At 62.6% G+C, this 18,777-nt stretch carries 17 protein-coding genes; 6 read left to right on the forward strand and 11 right to left on the reverse strand.

Annotation, left to right across the window (positions count from 1 at the left end; all coding sequences use genetic code 11):
- The first annotated feature begins 371 nt into the window (after positions 1-371).
- The 3 genes from nrdA to yfaE all read left to right on the forward strand — a co-directional run bounded on the left by nrdA (position 372) and on the right by yfaE (position 4,156).
- A complete protein-coding gene (gene nrdA / locus C2U40_RS10495) occupies positions 372-2,639 on the forward strand; it encodes a class 1a ribonucleoside-diphosphate reductase subunit alpha (protein WP_016350655.1) in 2,268 nt (755 codons plus the stop codon).
- A gap of 66 nt (positions 2,640-2,705) precedes the next feature.
- Entirely contained in the window at positions 2,706-3,839 is a 1,134-nt protein-coding gene (nrdB, locus tag C2U40_RS10500; RefSeq protein WP_011706176.1) for a class Ia ribonucleoside-diphosphate reductase subunit beta, read from the forward strand.
- Positions 3,836-4,156 (forward strand): class I ribonucleotide reductase maintenance protein YfaE, encoded by a 321-nt coding sequence (gene yfaE / locus C2U40_RS10505; protein ID WP_162498775.1) that lies wholly within the window; start codon positions 3,836-3,838, stop codon positions 4,154-4,156. The genes nrdB and yfaE overlap by 4 nt, the downstream gene beginning before the upstream one ends.
- Positions 4,157-4,275: 119 nt before the next feature.
- On the opposite strand, the gene mltA is transcribed toward yfaE, so the two are convergent.
- A complete protein-coding gene (mltA, locus tag C2U40_RS10510; RefSeq protein WP_011706178.1) occupies positions 4,276-5,427 on the reverse strand; it encodes a murein transglycosylase A in 1,152 nt (383 codons plus the stop codon).
- 150 nt (positions 5,428-5,577) lie between these two features.
- Between mltA and C2U40_RS10515 the strand changes: the two genes are divergently transcribed.
- Positions 5,578-5,829: a DUF1289 domain-containing protein gene (locus C2U40_RS10515; protein WP_103826857.1), complete on the forward strand. Its 252-nt coding sequence runs from the start codon at positions 5,578-5,580 to the stop codon at positions 5,827-5,829.
- Positions 5,830-5,853: 24 nt separating this feature from the next.
- Here the strand turns inward: C2U40_RS10515 and C2U40_RS10520 are convergent, their stop codons facing one another.
- The 6 genes from C2U40_RS10520 to C2U40_RS10545 all read right to left on the reverse strand — a co-directional run bounded on the left by C2U40_RS10520 (position 5,854) and on the right by C2U40_RS10545 (position 11,475).
- A complete protein-coding gene (locus C2U40_RS10520) occupies positions 5,854-7,011 on the reverse strand; it encodes an AGE family epimerase/isomerase (RefSeq protein ID WP_103826856.1) in 1,158 nt (385 codons plus the stop codon).
- 92 nt (positions 7,012-7,103) lie between these two features.
- Complete coding sequence (locus tag C2U40_RS10525; protein ID WP_103826855.1) at positions 7,104-7,952, reverse strand: PTS system mannose/fructose/sorbose family transporter subunit IID; 849 nt, start codon at positions 7,950-7,952, stop codon at positions 7,104-7,106.
- Positions 7,952-8,755 (reverse strand): PTS mannose/fructose/sorbose/N-acetylgalactosamine transporter subunit IIC, encoded by an 804-nt coding sequence (locus C2U40_RS10530; protein WP_011706182.1) that lies wholly within the window; start codon positions 8,753-8,755, stop codon positions 7,952-7,954. The genes C2U40_RS10525 and C2U40_RS10530 overlap by 1 nt, the downstream gene beginning before the upstream one ends.
- Before the next feature lie 12 nt (positions 8,756-8,767).
- Entirely contained in the window at positions 8,768-9,262 is a 495-nt protein-coding gene (locus tag C2U40_RS10535) for a PTS system mannose/fructose/N-acetylgalactosamine-transporter subunit IIB (RefSeq protein WP_016350649.1), read from the reverse strand.
- Positions 9,263-9,271: 9 nt separating this feature from the next.
- Positions 9,272-9,703 carry a PTS sugar transporter subunit IIA gene (locus C2U40_RS10540; protein ID WP_103826854.1) on the reverse strand — a complete coding sequence of 144 codons (432 nt, stop codon included), beginning with the start codon at positions 9,701-9,703 and terminating at the stop codon, positions 9,272-9,274.
- Between the two features lie 5 nt (positions 9,704-9,708).
- Complete coding sequence (locus C2U40_RS10545) at positions 9,709-11,475, reverse strand: class I mannose-6-phosphate isomerase (protein WP_103826853.1); 1,767 nt, start codon at positions 11,473-11,475, stop codon at positions 9,709-9,711.
- 212 nt (positions 11,476-11,687) lie between these two features.
- Here C2U40_RS10545 and C2U40_RS10550 point away from each other — a divergent pair, with 212 nt between their 5' ends.
- Complete coding sequence (locus tag C2U40_RS10550) at positions 11,688-12,695, forward strand: LacI family DNA-binding transcriptional regulator (protein ID WP_016350646.1); 1,008 nt, start codon at positions 11,688-11,690, stop codon at positions 12,693-12,695.
- Here C2U40_RS10550 and C2U40_RS10555 read toward each other — a convergent pair.
- The 4 genes from C2U40_RS10555 to fruB form a co-directional block, all read right to left on the reverse strand.
- Positions 12,692-13,276: a glucose-6-phosphate isomerase family protein gene (locus C2U40_RS10555; protein WP_233768835.1), complete on the reverse strand. Its 585-nt coding sequence runs from the start codon at positions 13,274-13,276 to the stop codon at positions 12,692-12,694. The two genes, C2U40_RS10550 and C2U40_RS10555, sit on opposite strands and share 4 nt — an antisense overlap.
- A gap of 196 nt (positions 13,277-13,472) precedes the next feature.
- On the reverse strand, positions 13,473-15,197 hold the full coding sequence (gene fruA, locus C2U40_RS10560; protein WP_103826851.1) for a PTS fructose transporter subunit IIBC: 1,725 nt from the start codon (positions 15,195-15,197) through the stop codon (positions 13,473-13,475).
- Positions 15,194-16,183 carry a 1-phosphofructokinase gene (gene pfkB / locus C2U40_RS10565; protein ID WP_103826850.1) on the reverse strand — a complete coding sequence of 330 codons (990 nt, stop codon included), beginning with the start codon at positions 16,181-16,183 and terminating at the stop codon, positions 15,194-15,196. The genes fruA and pfkB overlap by 4 nt, the downstream gene beginning before the upstream one ends.
- On the reverse strand, positions 16,183-17,283 hold the full coding sequence (fruB, locus tag C2U40_RS10570) for a fused PTS fructose transporter subunit IIA/HPr protein (RefSeq protein WP_103826849.1): 1,101 nt from the start codon (positions 17,281-17,283) through the stop codon (positions 16,183-16,185). Before fruB ends, pfkB begins: the two co-directional genes overlap by 1 nt.
- Before the next feature lie 305 nt (positions 17,284-17,588).
- Between fruB and cra the strand changes: the two genes are divergently transcribed.
- On the forward strand, positions 17,589-18,575 hold the full coding sequence (gene cra, locus C2U40_RS10575) for a catabolite repressor/activator (RefSeq protein ID WP_017410145.1): 987 nt from the start codon (positions 17,589-17,591) through the stop codon (positions 18,573-18,575).
- Positions 18,576-18,777: the final 202 nt, after the last annotated feature.

An 18,777-nucleotide genomic window follows, 5' to 3' on the forward strand; every position in this document is an offset into this window, starting at 1 on the left:
CCCTTGCTGCACAAGGGATAATCAGGCTGAATTTGCTAGTAAAAACACCCCCTTTTCGCAAGCAAAAAAAGTTATTTAAATTTTCCATGTTCGATCATCAGACTTGCATTTACCGGATCGGACGGATGAAAACCCACTCGCTGTGAGCGTCCACTAACACAGAGCGGAACACCCACAATTTATCCACAGCTAATCCCTTATCCACAGATTGCAAAGCCGGGCCGACCTCACTATCTTGTAGCTCGAAATCAAAATAACACTATATCTTGTGATTCATCGCACAATAGGTCCCCACCTCCCACGCCTCTCACAGGCCTGGAGGCGAACGCCGTGCGATGGTTTTTCGGGAATCAACTAAAGGTCATCAGCCAATGAACTTGTTTGTGACGAAGCGTAACGGCCACAAAGAACCCATCGATCTGGATAAAATTCACCGCGTGCTCGACTGGGCTGCCGAGGGTCTCGACAACGTGTCGGTCTCCCAGGTGGAACTCAAGTCCCACATCCAGTTCTATGACGGCATCCGTACCGCCGATATCCACGAAACCGTCATCAAGGCCGCTGCTGACCTGATCTCCGAGCAAAGCCCGGACTACCAGTACATGGCCGCCCGCCTGGCCATCTTCCACCTGCGCAAGAAGGCCTACGGCCAGTTCGAGCCGCCCCACCTCTATCAGCATGTCGCCAAGCTGGTGGACATGGGCAAGTACGACAAGCACCTGCTGGAAGACTACAGCCAGGCCGAATTCGAGGAGCTGAACCAGCACCTGGATCACTGGCGCGACATGGACTTCTCCTACGCGGCGGTCAAGCAGCTGGAAGGCAAGTACCTGGTCCAGAACCGCGTCACCGGCGAAATCTATGAGAGCCCGCAGTTCCTCTACATCCTGGTAGCGGCCTGCCTCTTCTCCAAGTATCCGAAAGATACCCGTCTGGACTACATCAAGCGCTTCTATGATGCGGTCTCGACCTTCAAGATCTCGCTGCCGACCCCGATCATGAGCGGCGTGCGCACCCCGACCCGTCAGTTCAGCTCCTGCGTGCTGATCGAGTGCGACGACAGCCTGGATTCCATCAATGCCACCGCCAGCGCCATCGTGCGTTACGTATCCCAGCGCGCCGGTATCGGCATCAACGCCGGCCGCATCCGTGGTCTGGGCAGCCCGATCCGTGGCGGCGAAGCGTTCCACACCGGTTGCATCCCCTTCTACAAGTACTTCCAGACTGCCGTGAAGTGCTGCTCCCAGGGCGGCGTGCGCGGCGGTGCGGCCACCCTGTTCTACCCGCTGTGGCACACCGAAGTGGAGAGCCTGCTGGTTCTGAAGAACAACCGCGGCGTGGAGGAGAACCGGGTCCGTCACATGGACTACGGCGTGCAGATCAACAAGCTGATGTATCAGCGCCTCATCAAGGGCGGCGACATCACATTGTTCTCCCCGTCCGATGCACCTGGCCTGTACGATGCCTTCTTCGCGGATCAGGACAAGTTCGAAGCGCTCTACGTCAAGTACGAGCAGGACCCGAGCATTCGCAAGAAGACCCTCAAGGCGGTCGATCTCTTCTCCCTGATGATGCAGGAGCGCGCCGGTACCGGTCGCATCTACATCCAGAACGTGGACCACTGCAACACCCACAGCCCGTTCGATCCGAGCGTGGCGCCGGTACGCCAGTCCAACCTCTGCCTCGAGATTGCGCTGCCCACCAAGCCGCTCAACAACGTGGATGACGAAGAGGGCGAGATCGCGCTCTGTACCCTGTCTGCCTTCAACCTGGGTGCCATCGAGAAGCTGGAAGATCTGGAAGAGATGGCGGATCTCGCCGTGCGCGCTCTGGATGCCCTGCTCGACTATCAGGACTACCCGCTCAAAGCCGCGATGAAGGGCAGCATGAACCGCCGTACCCTGGGGATCGGCGTCATCAACTACGCCTACTACCTGGCGAAGAACGGTGCCCGCTACTCCGACGGTTCCGGTCTGGCGCTGACCCACCGCACCTTCGAGGCGATCCAGTACTACCTGTTGAAGGCTTCCGTGCAGCTGGCCCGCGAGTTCGGCCCCTGCCCGGCCTTCAACGAGACCACCTATGCCCAGGGGATCCTGCCCATCGATACCTATAAAAAGGATCTGGACAACCTGTGCAACGAGCCGCTGCACCTGGACTGGGAAGCGCTGCGCGAAGAGATCCGCACCGTGGGTCTGCGCAACTCCACCCTGACCGCCCTGATGCCGAGCGAGACCTCCAGCCAGATCTCCAACGCCACCAACGGCATCGAGCCGCCGCGCGGCCTGGTGTCGGTCAAGGCCTCCAAGGACGGCATCCTCAAGCAGGTGGTGCCCGAGTATGACCGCCTCAAGGATCAATACGAATTGCTCTGGAAGCAACCGAGCGTCGATGGTTACCTGCAGCTGGTCGGTATCATGCAGAAGTTTGTGGATCAGGCGATCTCCGCCAACACCAACTACGATCCCGCCCGTTTCGAAGGCAACAAGGTACCGATGAAGCAGCTGCTGAAGGACTTGCTGACCGCCTACAAATACGGCCTCAAGACCCTCTACTATCACAACACCCGTGATGGTGCGGACGATGCCCAGACCGATCTGCAAGATGACGGTTGTGCCGGCGGCGCCTGCAAGATCTGATGAACCGGGCGGGAGCATGAAGCTCCCGCCCTCCTGTTTCCCCTTATTCAAGACATTCAAATCACCATGGCCTATTCAACGTTCTGCCAGACCCAAAACGACCAGCTCAAGGAGCCGATGTTTTTCGGCCAATCGGTCAACGTGGCCCGTTATGACCAGCAAAAACACGAAGTGTTCGAACGGCTGATCGAAAAGCAGCTCTCCTTCTTCTGGCGCCCGGAAGAGGTGGACGTCTCCCACGACCGCATCGACTTCCAGGCTCTGCCGCCCCACGAGCAGCACATCTTCATCTCCAACCTGAAGTACCAGACCCTGCTGGACTCCATCCAGGGTCGCAGCCCCAACGTGGCGCTACTGCCGCTGGTCTCCATTCCAGAGCTGGAAACCTGGATCGAGACCTGGGCCTTCTCGGAGACCATCCACTCTCGCTCCTACACCCACATCATCCGCAACATCGTCAACACCCCCGCCCAGGTGTTCGACGACATCGTCACCAACGAGCAGATCTTGAAGCGCGCCGGTTCCATCAGCCACTTCTACGACGATCTGATCGAGGCGACCGCGCTCTACAACCTGCACGGTGAAGGCACCCACCGGGTGGCCGGTCGTGACGTGACCATCACCTTGCGCGAGCTGAAAAAGAAACTCTACCTGTGCCTGATGAGCGTCAACGCGCTGGAAGCGATCCGCTTCTACGTCAGCTTCGCCTGCTCCTTCGCCTTCGCCGAGCGCGAGCTGATGGAGGGCAACGCCAAGATCATCAAGATGATCGCCCGCGACGAAGCGCTGCACCTGACCGGGACCCAGCACATGCTGAACCTGATGCGCAGCGGCCAGGACGACCCCGAGATGGCCGAGATTGCCGCCGAGTGCGAGCAGGCCTGCTTCGAGCTGTTCAAGGAAGCCGCCATCCAGGAGAAGGAGTGGGCCGAGTACCTGTTCCAGGACGGCTCCATGATCGGCCTGAACAAGGACATCCTCTGCCAGTACGTGGAGTACATCACCAACCTGCGCATGAATGCGGTGGGTCTGCAGCCAGCCTTTGCCGGGGCCAAGCAAAACCCGATCCCCTGGATCAACACCTGGCTGTCGTCCGACAACGTGCAGGTCGCCCCGCAGGAAGTGGAAGTGAGTTCCTACCTGGTGGGTCAGATCGACAGCGAAGTAAATGCCGAAGACCTGGGTGATTTCGAGCTGTGAGTGACGCCACCGGCATGCTGACCCCTGCCCCGCACGCGGCCCCCGCCCAGAGCGACGCAGGCTCGCCACGGGTGCATACCCAGGATGGCGTGCTGCACGCCCATCCCGGCGAGAGCGTGCTGGAAACCCTGGAGCGCCACGGTCATCACGTGGAGTTCCAGTGCCGCAGCGGCTATTGCGGCGCCTGCCGCACGCCGCTGCTGGCAGGCAAGGTGCACTATGCCGCCGTGCCGCTCGCCTTTGTCTCAGAGGGAGAGTGCCTGCCCTGCTGCTGCAAACCGGTGGGCGCCATCCGGCTGGACATCAAGAAGCGCTGAGCCTCCCTCAGGTTCGCGTCAGCAAACAAAAAGCCGCCGGATTGCTCCGGCGGCTTTTTTACATCCATCTCTATGCCTGGTGGGCGGGCGGTAGATGCGCCATCCGCCCCCGCAGGGTCTTACAGCCAGGGCGCGGCGGTCGGCCCATGGTGCAGACCCAGCTTCCAGACCCGGCCGAAGTGCTTGTAGTGACCGGCCGCGACACCGGCCTTCTCACCCATGCCGTGGTACAGATCGAGGTGACCCTTCTTCACCGCACCGCCCACATCCAGCGCAATCAACAGCCGCAGCTGATGCTTGCCGGTCCAGTTGCCCTCTTTGTCCAGCAACGGCACTTCCGCCAGGATAGGCGTGCCCATCGGCAGCAGGGTCTTGTCGGCGGCCACTGCCGCCATCGGCAGCAGCGGAATGCCGGCGGCCCCGATCACGTCGTTGGTGGGGCGACGCTCGAAGAAGACATAGGAGGGGTTCTGCTCCACCAGCTCCTTGACGCTCTCCTCCGGCTGGCGGTTGGCCCACTCCTTGATGGCCTTCATGGACATCTGTTCCTTGGGCACTTCGCCACGATCGATCAGCACCCGGCCGATGCTGACGTAACCGTGACCGTTCTTGCCGCTGTAACCCAGATATTGCAGCCGATCGTCGTCACCATAGTGGACGAAGCCCGAGCCCTGCACGTCCATCAGGAAGTTGTCGATGAGGGATTTGCTGTAACCCAGCTCCAGCCCGCGGTTGGCCAGGGCCCCCTGATGGATCTGGGCCCGACTCGGGCAGCGTCCGCCGCATTTGGGCATGGCATAGATGGGGTACTTGTACTTGGCATCCGGGCGGTGACGCACCTCCAGCACCGGCGAGTAGTAACCGGTGAACAGCACGTTGCCCATCCGATCCGAGCCACCCAGCTGGGCCAGGCTGATGCCGTAACGGGTGATCTGAGCGGGATCGCCGCCATTGGCCACCCAGCGGGAGAGTTGATGGTAAAGCTCGCCATAGCGGCGGGTCATCTTGCCGGAGCGCTCCAGCACCAGCCGGCTCTGGGGGCCGAACTTGCTGTAGTCGGCGCGCTGTCGGCTGTTGACCCGCTCCACTCGCACCAGATCATCAGGCAGGGGACCGTCCAGATACTGCTTGCCCAGATTTTCCGGCACCTCGCAGTTGAGAAAACATCTGGCATCAGGTTTGTTTTTGGGCACCTGGGCTTGCTCAGAGTTGCCCGCACAACCGGCCAACCCCAGCACTGCGGCGGTCAGCCAGTAAGCGTGTTTATTCATATGTCCTCATATAACACCAAGGGTTATGTTCGGCGGGGAAGATGCCAAATTTGCAGGGGGAAAGCAAACGCCTTCAGGCCTGGGACGGCGGATTTCTCCAAAGGGGATCTTCTGGGTTATAACAAGGTAACAGGGTGTGAGAGGCCATGGATGGAACAGCTCGAAATCTTCCCGCTGCAGAGCCCCTGCATCGGGGTCTGCGAAGTAAACAACAAGGGCTACTGCAAGGGGTGCCTGCGCAGCCGCGAGGAGCGTTTCAACTGGCTCACCATGAGCCATGCCCAGCAACAAGAGGTGATGCGCCTGTGCCGGGGTCGCAAGGCGCGGGTGGAAGCCGCCCGCCGCAAGGCGCAGGAGGGGCCCCAACCCGAGCCGCCGGAGCAACCGGGCTGGGATTTTTAAACCCCGCCCCTCTCTTATCCCTCTTTACCCCTCCCTTTGCGCCACCCGCACCAGCTCGCTGAACGCCACGAACAGGTGATAGAAGGTGCTGGCCGGTGCATGGCCTGCCAACGGCGCCCCCGTCACATCCACCTGATCTAGCCACTGACCCGGCAGGGCCGGCATCAGGTAATAGCCAAAGATCCGCCCCACCACGGCGCCAATCCGGTGGGCTGTCTCAGCCTCCCCTCGCCGCTCGTAGGCTGCCAGCAGCGCCTTGAGCTGCTCGGTCTGACACCAGAGCCGGCTGGTCGCCCGATGGGGCCGCCCGTCATCGGTGAGCTCATCCAGCACCAGCCCGGTCGGTCCGTGGCCGTGAGCAGCGGCAAAACCGGTCAGGATGGCGATCCCCTCGTCTATCTCGCGCTCACTCGGCCCACATTCCCACCTTTGCGCCAATGCCCGGTAACGGGCCAGCAGCCAACACCACTCGTAATGATGGCCCGGGTCGATCAGGTGCGAATCGGGATGGGTCGGGAACAGCCGCTCATCGAAGAACTCCCGCAGCAAGGCGGGCTCAAGAAAGCGCTGGCGAAACAGCTGATAGAGCCGATGGGCACGCCCTTGCCAGCGCGGCTCATCAAAGCTCTCCGCCGCCACCAGCAGCGCTTCGAACAGATGCATATGGGGGTTTTGACTGCGCAGCGCGCTTGCTGGAAAGCGGGAGTGAAACCCGCCGTACAGGTGATCGGCAAAGAGCAGTTCGATGGCCTGATAACGCGACTCGGCCTGTTGCTGCCAGCGCGGCTCGCCGCTCAAGCGGTAGAGCCAGCACTCGGCCAGCAGGGCAAAGGCGTATTCGTAGCAGCACACCGCACTGTCGGCGGGCGAGCCATCGGCATTGAGGGAAAACAGCTGGTTGCCGGCACCATCAGCAAAGTGCCTCATGCCGAACATGGCGCAGCGCTCTGCCAGCTCGCCCCCCTCATACCAGCCGAGCAGGGCGGCGTGGCTGAACACATAGATCTGGCGGCTCTGCACCCGAAAACGAATGGGCTGCCAGAGCGGCGCGCCTGCGCCATCCAGCCCTTCGGCAAACAGCCCCTGCGCCCAATCAAAACCCCTTGCCCCCCAGTGAGGCAGCGCCTCCTCCAGCAGCCAGCGTTGGCAGCGCTGCGCGGCCTCTCTTATCTCGTCATGCATCTCATCACCTCTCCAGCCAACCCATCATCCAGCCCATAAAAAGGGAGAGCCCTGCTCTCCCCTGTCTGTGTTCACCTCAACCCTTGAGCGGCCTAGAAGAGCCCGACGGCGACCCCGACAAAGGCCACGACCAGCAGCCCCAGCATGGCCTTGACCGGCGAGACGTTGCGTCTGGCCATCAGATACCAGGTGCCAAGCACCACCAGCAGCGGCATCAGTTTGGGAAAGATGCCGTCCAGCATGGCCTGCAGCTGGATGTTGACCCCGTCGGAGGTGACGAAATCGAGCCCGGTGGAGAGATTGACGTAACTGGCTGCCACCCCGCCCATCACGAAGACCCCGAGCAGGGAAAGCGCCTCACGCAGCTTGACCGACTCCGAGCTCACCAGCGCCTCCACCGAGCCGGTCCCCATCCGGTAGCCCTTCATGAACAGCATGTAGGAGCCGGTGATGACGATGGCGTTGAAGCTGATGATGTAAAAGAGCGGCCCCAGCACGCTGCCGCCGGCGGCCAGCGCCATGCCGATGCTGAGCAGAATGGGCACCAGCATGCCCGGGATCATGGAATCCCCGATCCCGGCGATGGGCCCCATCAACCCCACTTTCAGGGTGTTGATGGTCTCGCCATCGATCTTCTCTCCGTTAGCCCGCTTCTCCTCCAGCCCCACCGCCAACCCGTTGATGATGGCGCCAAGCTGAGGCTCGGTGTTGTAGAAGGAGGCGTGACGCTTCATCGCCTCCGTCCGCTCCGCCTTGCCGGGATAGAGTTTTTTCAGCGCCGGCATCATGCCAAGGCAGAAGCCGAAGGATTCGAGCCGCTCGAAGCTCATAGAGGAGAGGTTGTACATCATCCAGGCGCGCCAGCAGGCACGCAGATCCTTGGGAGTGAGGGCCACCGGCGCCTTGTTCACCGGCTGGCCCGCTTGCAGCTGTGCGTCCATCAGAATTCATCCTCATCGTCGGTCTGGGTGGCAGCGCGGGCAGCCGGCGCAGGGCGCGGCTCCGGCTTGTAGTTGTAGTGGATGAGCGCGAGCAGGGCGCCGATCATCACCAGCCCCACCATGTTGAGCTTGAGAAAGACGATGCCGACAAAGCCCACCAGGAAGTAGATCAGCATGCTGCTCTGCTTGATGATCTGCTTGAGCAGGATGGCGATGCCGACCGCCGGCAGGATGCCGCCCACCACCGTCATGGTGCGGATCACCAGCTCCGGCAGGCTGTTCATGAAGCCTTCGATGTACTGGTTGCCAAAATAGACGGCGATGAAGGTGGGCACGAAGCGCAGCACGAAGTTGCTGGCCTGCGGGAAGATGGCGCTGTTGAGGTAGACCCCCTGCTCGTCCCCCTGCTCCAGTGCCACGTCGGCCCTGTGGTTCCAGTAGGAGTTGAGCACCATCATGAAGTTGAAGAGGATGGTGCCGGCGATGCCGATGGTGGCGGCAATGGCCACCGCCACCGACGGTTCCTTGCCCGACAGGATACCCAGCGCAATGGCCGGAAAGGCGACGAAGTTGAGATCCGCCGGCATGGAACCACCCGGCGTCACCATGGCGATATAGACCGCCTGCACCGCCACCCCGATGAGGATCCCGGTCTGGATATCACCGAGGATGGCCCCCACCAGCATGCCCGAGACCAGCGGACGGGTGATGGTGTACCAGCCCCCGGTCAATCCCAGCAGCCAAGGGCTGCTGAGGGCACCGAGATAACAGAGTATCCCGATGAGAGTTGCTTCCAGAAACATGATGTCTGCTCCCTATTTCAACTTTTTCTGGGCATCCGCCCAGCTGTAGTGGCTGGCATCCGGCACCAGCCGAAAGTCAATGTCGTGGCCAAGGCCGGCCAGGTAGTCAAAGGCGGCGATCTCCTGCGCCGTGACCGACTGGTTGGGGCCTATGGTGGTGGTCTGCTCGCGGGCACTCATGGGCCCGACGTTGATCTTGCCGTTGTGGTTCTCAAGGGAGATGCCGGCGGCGCAGAGCCGCTGCAGGGTGACCGGTGACTTGCCGATCACGAAGTAGCGCTTGTCGCTGGCGATCACCTTGGGCAGCTTGGCAATCGCCGTCGCCACGTCGAACAGCCACACCCGGGTGTCCGGCACGGCACCGATCATCACCTGGGAGAGCAGCGGATCGGCCGCCACCTCGTCATCGATCGCGACTATGCCGTCGCAAGGCAGCTCCCTGGCCCAGCGCGTCACCAGCTGACCGTGGATCACCCGATCGTCAATGCGTACAAATGAAATGGCCATCTCGCTCTCCTAGAAGTTGTCATCTTGCTGGTGCGCAGCCGCCGGGGCCGCGATCACCATGGATTCCAGCGCCTGAACCAGCAACTGGCGGGCCGCCTCGTGCACATCCACGGCATCCAGCAGATCGGCGCTCATCAGCAGCATGGGGAAGTTGACCCCGGTCACCACCGCCAGCGGCTGTGGCCATTCGGGATCAAACGCGAAGCGGCACGCCACGTTGTAGGGGGTGCCGCACTCCATGTCACACAGCACCAGCACCCCGTCAGCCCCTGCGCCATGGCGGCGCAGGGTCTGTGCAAACTCGGAGCGAAAGGCCTCGATCCCCCCCTCTTCGGTGAGGGAGACGGTCGCCACCGCGGGCAGTTCGCCGTAAACCATGCTGGCGCTGGCCAGCAGGGCCGGCGCCAGTGAACCATGGGTTGCGATAAGGATCCTCAGCATCTTGGTTACCCCCTCACATAGGCCTTGATGGTGGCGATGGTCGCCCCTTCACTCTCGCCGCTCGGGCGGATGCGATAGCGCCCTACCGAGGCCGGGACGATGAAGGTCTCGGCGTAGTGCACCACAAACGGCGCGAACGCATGGTCGGGACTCTCCACCGTCGCCTCTCGCCCCTCGATCAGATTGAGTACCTGCACGGTACCACCGGTGTCGTGCTCCACCGGCACGCTGAACCAGTGGCGACGGGTCTCGATGAATTCCCGCTCGTGCAGCCCGGTGCGCTCCTCGCGCCAGCCCGGCCCCTCGGCAATGGGTTCGATGCGATTGACCAGATGTTCACGGGTCCAGTCGGTGTCGCGTTCCCACTGGATCACCTTGCTGCCGTGCGCCAGATGGATGGGGCGCGGGATGCCGTCGAGCCCGACCCGACCCCAGTCCCACAGCTTGAAGGTGAAGATGTAGGGGGTGGCGCTGATCTCGAGCACCATGGCTCCCTCCCCCGAGCAGTGGACGGTCCCGGCCGGGATCAGGAAGTGATCGTGTTTACGGGCCGGAAAACGGTTGATGAAGCGCTCGTCATCGAAGGGCTTCTCGCCGCGCTGGGCGGCAGCCAGATCCGCCAGCATCGCCTGCGGGTCGATACCGTTGCGGGTGCCGAGGTAGACGCAAGAGTCCGGCTTGGCATCGAGCAGGTAGTAGCTCTCGTCCTGGGTGTAGTGCATGCCGAACTCCTGCTGGATGTATTCGGTCAGCGGGTGCACCTGCAGGCTGAGCGGCTGCCCCCCCACCGTGTCGAGAAAATCGAACCGGATCGGGAACTCGGCGCCAAAGCGGGCGTGTACCCGCTCCCCGAGCAGGGCGCTGGGCTGGCACAGCACCAGGTTTTGCGACGGGATCTCCACCCGCACCTCGCCAATGCGCAGGTAGAGGCTGTTCTCTTCCGGTACGCAATCAAAGCACCAAGCGTAGTTGGGTTGGGCCGGGTCCAGATCGCACACCTGCTTCATCCACTGCCCGCCCCAGACCCCGGGGTCGAAGAAGGGCACCACCCGAAACGGCTGGCGCGCCGCCTGATGCAACCCCGCCAGCAGCGCCTGCCCCGTCACCAGGGTCGGCTTGCCTCGGGTGTTGGTGTCGAGCAGGAAATCGATGGTGGGCAGCTGGGCCAGTTTATGGCGGTCAAACACCCGCCACTCGATGAAGAAGGCGCGTTTGTAGCGGCGCAGTATGTCCTCCTCCTCGTTGCCGGCCCCCCAGTTGCCCAGCTCCTTGCGCCGCAGTCGCTGCTGGCTCTCCCAGCGGGCGAGATCGGCATAGACCCGCACATCCCCTTTCACCACCAGCGAAGCGCCGCTGCCCATCACCACCACCAGGCCACCGGTTATCTCTGCGACCTGCCGCTGCAGGCTAGCCAGCGCGGCCGGGTCAAAAAACTCCACCATCTTGTGGGGGGCCAGCACGCCAAACACCCGGTCGTCGGTGATGAAGCGCTCCAGCATCGCCAGCACTTTTGATTCGGGCAGGCGGGCCTGCTCCACCTCGATGAGCGTGTGGGGTCCAAGCCTCGCCAGCAGCTGGCTACGCAGCTCGTCCTGATCCACGCCGTGATAGCAGTCGATCACCAGCACCACCCTTGCCCCACCTTGCCCGTCTGCCGCGGCCTGCAGTCGCCGGGCTATCTCGTGCCAGCCGGCGCAGGCGGCGCCCTCATGGCCGGCGACCACCACTTCCGGGAATTTGTCGTAGTTGGAGACGTAACTCGAATGAATCATTGGCTTGCTCTCTCGTTGACACCTGGGAGAGAGATAAATCGATTAACCTGTTAACCACAACCTGATAAACAAGATTAACCTCATAAAATGGTGTATTTGATCGCCAACATGGGCGAAATATGTGATCATGACGGCAATTTTATCATGGCAAGTTAACAACTAAAGGTTAATCGATATACCTTTGAGGCCTACTCCCTGACAGGATCCATCCCATGAGCAATGTGACCGTTGCCGACATCGCCCGCCATCTGGGGGTGTCGACTGCCACCGTCTCCATGACCCTGCGCAACAAGGGGCGCATCTCCGAGCACACCCGCCAGCGGGTACTCAGGGCCATCGACGAGCTCGGCTATGTCTACAACCAGACCGCCGCCAACCTGCGCAACAAGAGCAGCAACCAGGTCGGTCTGTTGCTGCACGACATCACCAACCCCTTCTATGCGGAGATGACGGCGGGCCTGAGCCGGGAGATGGAGCATCACGATCTGATGCTGTTTCTGGCCAACAGCGAGGAGTCGGCCACCCGGCAGCAGCAGTTCACCGACTCGCTGCAGCGCAACAACGCCGCCGGCATGGTGATCTGCGCCACCCAGACCACCCCCCGCAGCTTCTTCGAGAGCCTGCAACGCCGCCGCATGCCCACCATCCTGATCGTGCGGCCGGTGCCGGATGTGGCGATCGACTTCGTCGGCACCGACAATTTCCTGGGCTGCCAGCTGGCGACCGAACACCTGCTGAAGCTGGGCCACCGCCACATCGCCTTTGTCGGGGGCAACCCCGCCTCCATCAGCCGCTCCCAGCGCCTCGGTGGCTACATGAGCAAGTTGCTCGAACACGGCATCTCCCCCAGGCCGGAGTGGATCATCGGCTGCGGCGCCAGCCGGGTGGAAGGCACCCGTGCCATCACGGCGCTGCTGGAACAGCATCCCGAGGTAACGGCGGCGGTCTGCTATCAGGACGTGGTGGCGCTCGGCGCCATTCTGGCGCTGCGCAAGCTGGGGCGAGTCATCGGTCAGGACTTTGCACTGGTGGGCTTTGACGATCTGCCGGAAACCGCGCTGGTGGACCCGCCCCTCACCACCGTCTCGGTGGCGTCGCGGGAGATCGGCCGAAAAGCCGGCGAACTGCTGCTCGAGCGGATGGCCGGCAACGACGAACCCGCCAAGAGCATCATACTGCCCCCCACCCTGGTGGTGCGCCAATCTTGCGGCAGCCCCTAGCGGGCCGCCGCAAGCGCTGTTTCAAGTGGCTTGCCCAGAGAAGTGACAATGCGGGGCGTGCCATCCTCCCCGGCCAGCACCCGCAGGCCAAAACCGCGCGATCCCAGCGCTTCGTAATCGTGGCCGGCGACGGCGGGCCAGACCGCCAGCGCCGAGAGCTGCGTCTCGCCGGTGTTGATGAGTCGATGGGCCACATGGCCTGGGATATGGTGAACGCTGCCGGCAAAGACCCGCTCCAGCCGGCAGACACCGGCCATATCCTGCAGCAGCAACAACCCCTGCCCGCACAACCCGAAGTAGTATTCCGCCTGCTCGGCGCGTGCATGGAGATGACCGCGGGTCATGAAGAATTCCCGGCCGACCCGGCCCGCCTCCAGATAGGTGACGCCCATGTTGAGATCCCCCTCGCCGCCATGGCCGGGCAGCATGGCGACCCGATAGAGCCGGGTATCAGGCGAAAGCGCCGCCTCGGCGTGCGGGTCGGCAAAAAGCCCCTGCAGGTCGGCCAGGGTGGTGCTCTTTTCCACCAGTTCGGCGCCGCCGAGCTTGCCGGTCGCAAAATCGAGAATCGGGGGGATCATGGGGGTCATCATCTGCTCCTGAGGATCGGGTTATCGGCAGGCGCGGTGGCGCCCTTCGGGGTTCCACGCTAGAGGGTTAATCCATTAACCACAAGCCAGATTGCCCTACCCTCGTCACTTTTTGGACAATAAATTTGGGCAATAAAAAAGCGGCCAAAAGGCCGCTCTCTTGTATGGCGTGTTGCTGGCTGGCGGATTATGCCGTGGCCAGCTTGGCCTGCTCTTCACCGCGCTTGAGCATGGCGTAGGAGACGCCGGTCAGCAGCGAGCCTGCCGCAATCGCCACGATATACATCATGACGTTGCTGATGGCGTGCGGGATGAACAGCACGAACAGACCGCCGTGGGGCGCCATCAGCTCACAACCGAACAGCATGGAGAGCGCACCGGTCAGGGCGCCACCCACCATGCAGGCCGGGATGACTCGCATCGGATCCTTGGCGGCAAACGGGATGGCCCCCTCGGAGATGAAGCACAGACCCAGCACGAAGGAGGCCTTGCCTGCTTCCTGCTCCGCCTTGATGAACTTGGTGCGGGCCAGGAAGGTGGCGATCCCCATCCCCAGTGCCGGCACCATACCGGCGGCCATCACCGCTGCCATGGGGGCGTAGGTTTTAGAGGCCAGCAAGCCGACACCGAAGGCGTAGGCTGCCTTGTTGACCGGGCCGCCCATGTCGAAGCACATCATGGCGCCGATGATGACACCCAGCAGCACGGCGTTGGCGGAGCCCATGTTGTTGAGGAAGGTGGTCATGGCATTCATGATGCCGGCCACCGGGCCACCCACCACGTAGATCATCACCAGGCCGGTAAACAGGCTGGCAAACAGCGGAATGATCAGGATGGGCTTGAGCGCTTCCAGGGTCACCGGCAGGCGCACCTTGTCACTCAGGTACTTGGCGCTGTAACCGGCCAGGAAACCGGCAACTATGCCGCCAAGGAAACCGGCGCCCAGCGAGCTTGCCAGCATGCCGCCGATCATGCCGGGGGCGAGGCCCGGACGGTCAGCGATGGAGTAGGCAATGTAGCCGGCCAGCACCGGGATCATCAGGGCGAAGGCGGAACCGCCACCGATCTTCATCAGGGCCGCAGCCAGGGTGCCTTCCACCTTGAACGCCTCGATCCCGAACACGAACGAGAGCGCGATGATGAGGCCGCCTGCCACCACCATGGGCAGCATGAAGGAAACCCCGGTCAGCAGGTGCTTGTAGGGGCCAGCCTTCTCTTCTTTCTTGGGTTGACTGGCGCCGCTGTGGCGATAGGTCTTGGCCTCGCTCCAGGCCTTGTCGAGCTCGGCACGGGTTTTCTTGAGCGCCGCGCCCGTGCTGGTGCGATAGACTGGCTTGCCGTCGAAACGAGCCATGTCCACCTCGATGTCGGTGGCGAGGAACACCAGATCGGCGGATGCAATCTCCTCGGCAGTCAGGGCGTTCTGGGCACCGACCGAGCCTTGGGTCTCGACACGGATCTGATGACCCAGCTGTTTGGCCATGGTCTCCAGCGCTTCTGCCGACATGAAGGTGTGGGCCACCCCGGTCGGACAGGCAGTCACCACGACGATGCGCTTGCCTGCGGCGGCCGGTTTTGCAGCGGCGGGCGCGGCTTGATGGCGATAGAGACTGGCGCCGCTGGCGGCGGCTTCCAGCAAGGCGGCCGGATCCTGCAGGGCGAGCTCCATGCTGCCCTGATAGACCCGCTTGCCGTCATAGGCGGCGAGATCCACCGGGGCGCTGGCGACAACCAGCACCAGGTCGGCTGCGGCAATCTGCGCCTTGTCCGGTACCTGACGGGGCTGCACGCTGGAGCCGACGTCGAGGGTGAGCTCCCAGCCAGCCAGTTTGGCCTGCTGTTCTATCCGTTTTGCAGCGAGAAAGCTGGTGGCAATGCCCGCCGGGCAAGCCGTAACCAAGATTGCTTTCATTGGGCATCTCCTGAGTTTTCCATTGAGGGGGTATGGCATTGAACCGGTGCCAGCGCATCCAGACGCTGTACGCGCACCTGTTCAAGCAAGGGGTTGAGCACACTCATATCACTAAAGCCGACCGCCACCTGGCTGACCGCCAGCGCCGAGACGGCGGTGGCCAGCCGCAGGGTCTGCTCCGGCGTCCAGCCAAGGCTGAGACCATGGGCGAGACCGGCCACCAGGGAATCGCCGGCACCGACCGTGCTGACCACCTGCATGCGCGGCGGAATCGCCTGCCAGACGGCATCCGGTGCAAACCAGATGAGGCCATCGGCGCCGTTGGAGATCACCACGTTGGGGATCCCGCTGGCCTGCAGCGCGCGGGCACACTCGGCCTGCTCGCTCAAAGTCTTGATGGGGCGGCCCGCCCACTGGCTCAGCTCTTCCAGATTGGGTTTGACCAGGGTCGGCGCCGCCTTGATCCCTTCGCTCAAGGCCGCGCCGCTGCAATCGAAGATCACCTGCTTGCCTTTGGCCTTGAGCAGGCGGATCAGATGGGCGCAGTAATCGGGGGCCACCCCTTTGGGCAGGCTGCCCGCCAGCACGAACCAGTCGGCGCGCGCTGCCAGCTCGTCGATGGCCTGCTCCAGGGCGCTCACTTCCCCTTGGTGGATGGTGAGCCCCGGCAGATTGAGATCGGTGACCCGACCGGATTGCTCGGAAATCTTGACGTTGATGCGGGTGCTGCCCGCCACGCGCACGAAGTGATCGGCCAGGGCACGCTCCGTAAACAAGGAGTCAAAGCTCTGCTGGTTATCGGCGCCAAGCCAGCCGGTGACGCCCACCTCGCGGCCCAAGTCCTTGAGCACCATGGCGACGTTGATCCCCTTGCCCGCCGCACGCAGGTTGGCCTCGCTCACCAGGTTCACCTCGCCCAGGCTCATCGCCTCGAGACGGGTGGTGAGATCGAGCGCAGGGTTGAGGGTGATGGTCACTAGGTCCATCAGTGCACCCCCTCGCCCAGCCCGGCCGCAATGGCGGCGCCTATGCCCTTTAGCGCGGCTTCTGCATCCGGGCCTTCGACGCGAAACGCCAGACGGTGCCCGCACTTGACGCCCAGACCGATGACCTTCATCAGGCTCTTGGCGGAGACCGCCTCGCCGCTGCCATCCAGATTCGCTACCCGGATGTCGGATTCATACTCTTTGGCCACCTTGACCAGCATGGCACCGGGACGGGCGTGCAACCCATGGGGGTTGATGATGGTGAAGGTGTCACTGAGACCGCTGGCCGGCCCCGCTTGCAGCATGGCCAGCCCCTCGCCCCCTGCCAGCGTGGCCAGCTGACCGGCAGCGGCCAGTTTGGCCAGGTTGTCGAGCTGCGCCAGATGGCCGCTATCTGCGGCGCACAGCAGCAGCAGGGCGCTGACCGGTTGCTCCCCTGCGTTCAGTGCAGTGCTAGGCGTTGCCAGCACCCAGCCGGTCTGGGCTGCTTGTGCCCGCGCCAGCCAGATGCCTTCGCCCAGGTAGGCAGGTTCACTTGCCAGCAGGGCACTCACCATGGCGGCATCCCCCCAGCCGGCGGATTTGGCGCGGGCGGCTGCGCCCAGCAGCAGCTGGTCGCGATCGTCCGCCGGGAAGTCGGCCAGGGTCAGGAACTGCACCTCTTTGGCCGCCGTCGCACCGGTCAGGATATTGATGATGGTGTCGGCATCGGTAGCCTCTTTCAATTGTGCCGCCGCCTGCTCGTCCCCCAGCACATGGGTGAGCTGGCGCAAAATACCCAGATGCTCGTCGGACTTGGCGGCGATGCCGATGGCGACGTAGGCGATCTGCCCCTCGTCCCACTCGATGCCCTGCGGGAACTGGGCCACCATGACGCCGGTGTTCTTCACCAGATGCCGGGTGTCGGTGGTGCCGTGGGGAATGGCGATGCCGCTGCCAAGATAGGTGGCGTGCTGCGCTTCACGCGCCAGCATGCCATCTACATATCCCGCTTCCACCAGACCGGCTTCGGTCAGTTTGCCTGCCAACAGGGCAATGGCTTCGGCCTTGGTCGCCACCGACTGCCCCAGCAAGATCTGCTGTCGCGCCAACTTCAACATAGAGATTCTCCATCAGGTGCCGGGCGGCCTGGCCGTACCGGCTCATCAAACATAACCATTCGTACCACTCGCCTGCTGACAATAGACCGGATTGCATCCCTTCGCGGGTCATACCCGGTTTTTATGCCCGGCCATCGATTGTCTGCTGACAAGCTGAATCGTTTCACTTACACTCAGACTGAATCGTTTCAGCGAATTGATCAAGTACCCACAAAGAGTGCTTTTCAATGATATGATCCCGCGCACACTTTTCGGTGCCCTCACCAGGCAGTGCCCGTGGGCCTTGCAACTCAAACAGAGCCAACATGATGAAACTGGATGAAATCGCCGCCCTCGCCGGTGTCTCGCGCACCACGGCCAGCTATGTGATCAATGGCAAGGCCGACCAATACCGCATCAGCCAGGCCACCCGCGACAAGGTGATGGCGGTGGTCACCGCCCACAACTACCAGCCGGACAGCCGCGCCGCCTCCCTGCGTGGTGGCCAGACCAAGACCCTGGGCTTCATCCTGCCCGACCTGGAGAACGCCAGTTACGCCAAGCTCGCCAAACGGCTGGAGCAAGGGGCGCGGGTACAGGGCTATCAGCTGCTGATCGTCTGCTCGGAAGATGACCCCGCCACCGAGAAAGAACTGGCCGAGATGCTGGCCAGCCGCCACGTGGATGCGCTGCTGGTGGCCAGCTGCCTGCCACCCGAAGACCCCTTCTACCTCGGCCTGCAGACGCGTGGCATCCAGGTGCTCGCCATCGACCGGGCCATGGCGGCCGACAAGTTCGTCACCGTGGCCAGCGAAAACCAGAAGGCAAGCTGCGATCTCACCGCCTCCCTGCTCTCGCCGGCAATCAAGCACATCGCCCTGATCACCGCGCTGCCGGCGCTCACGATCAGTCGGGAACGCAAGGCAGGCTTCGAGCAGGCCGTCGCCAGCCACAGCACGGCTTGCCATCTGTGTGAAGGGGCCCACTTCTCCCGCGCCGAGGGCTACCGCCTGATCAAGACGCTGCATCAACAGCTCGGCCAGCTGCCCCAGGCACTGGTAGCCACCTCCTACATCCTGATGGAGGGGGTGCTCGACTATCTGCTGGAACAGGAGACCGACATGAGCCGGCTGGCCATGGCCACCTTCGGCGACGATCGCCTGCTCGATTTTCTCCCCTTCGGCATCAACTCCCTGCCCCAGCAGCACGATGCCCTCGCCAGCCAGGCGCTGGAGCTGGCCCTCAAGGCGATTGGCGGTGAATATCAGTGCGGGCTGCACTATGTGAGCCGTACCCTCAAGCGCCGCCGTTAATCCTCTCTGCATCACGCGCCGCTGCGACCTGGTTCGCAGCGGCGCGTTTTTTCACCAGTCAAAGCGCACTCCTGTCATTTTTTATTTCCACTTATTCTGCCCACTCAGTACAAAATCCGCCTTTACACGCTTGTATCCAACATTTTAATTCGCTAAGTTGGCAACCATCTTTTACAACCAGCGGGTTTTTCGTAACGATGGG

Origin of the sequence: Aeromonas sp. ASNIH4 (assembly GCF_002934425.1) — a bacterium.
GTDB classification, from domain to species: domain Bacteria; phylum Pseudomonadota; class Gammaproteobacteria; order Enterobacterales; family Aeromonadaceae; genus Aeromonas; species Aeromonas hydrophila.

Bases quoted from the DNA above. Each gene is read 5' to 3' on its own strand.
- nrdA (WP_016350655.1), top strand. From the start codon at position 372: ATGAACTTGTTTGTGACGAAGCGTAACGGCCACAAAGAACCCATCGAT.
- nrdB (WP_011706176.1), top strand. From the start codon at position 2,706: ATGGCCTATTCAACGTTCTGCCAGACCCAAAACGACCAGCTCAAGGAG.
- mltA (WP_011706178.1), bottom strand. From the start codon at position 5,427: ATGAATAAACACGCTTACTGGCTGACCGCCGCAGTGCTGGGGTTGGCC.
- C2U40_RS10515 (WP_103826857.1), top strand. From the start codon at position 5,578: ATGGAACAGCTCGAAATCTTCCCGCTGCAGAGCCCCTGCATCGGGGTC.
- C2U40_RS10520 (WP_103826856.1), bottom strand. From the start codon at position 7,011: ATGCATGACGAGATAAGAGAGGCCGCGCAGCGCTGCCAACGCTGGCTG.
- C2U40_RS10525 (WP_103826855.1), bottom strand. From the start codon at position 7,952: ATGGACGCACAGCTGCAAGCGGGCCAGCCGGTGAACAAGGCGCCGGTG.
- C2U40_RS10530 (WP_011706182.1), bottom strand. From the start codon at position 8,755: ATGTTTCTGGAAGCAACTCTCATCGGGATACTCTGTTATCTCGGTGCC.
- C2U40_RS10535 (WP_016350649.1), bottom strand. From the start codon at position 9,262: ATGGCCATTTCATTTGTACGCATTGACGATCGGGTGATCCACGGTCAG.
- C2U40_RS10540 (WP_103826854.1), bottom strand. From the start codon at position 9,703: ATGCTGAGGATCCTTATCGCAACCCATGGTTCACTGGCGCCGGCCCTG.
- C2U40_RS10545 (WP_103826853.1), bottom strand. From the start codon at position 11,475: ATGATTCATTCGAGTTACGTCTCCAACTACGACAAATTCCCGGAAGTG.
- C2U40_RS10550 (WP_016350646.1), top strand. From the start codon at position 11,688: ATGAGCAATGTGACCGTTGCCGACATCGCCCGCCATCTGGGGGTGTCG.
- C2U40_RS10555 (WP_233768835.1), bottom strand. From the start codon at position 13,276: ATGATCCCCCCGATTCTCGATTTTGCGACCGGCAAGCTCGGCGGCGCC.
- fruA (WP_103826851.1), bottom strand. From the start codon at position 15,197: ATGAAAGCAATCTTGGTTACGGCTTGCCCGGCGGGCATTGCCACCAGC.
- pfkB (WP_103826850.1), bottom strand. From the start codon at position 16,183: ATGGACCTAGTGACCATCACCCTCAACCCTGCGCTCGATCTCACCACC.
- fruB (WP_103826849.1), bottom strand. From the start codon at position 17,283: ATGTTGAAGTTGGCGCGACAGCAGATCTTGCTGGGGCAGTCGGTGGCG.
- cra (WP_017410145.1), top strand. From the start codon at position 17,589: ATGATGAAACTGGATGAAATCGCCGCCCTCGCCGGTGTCTCGCGCACC.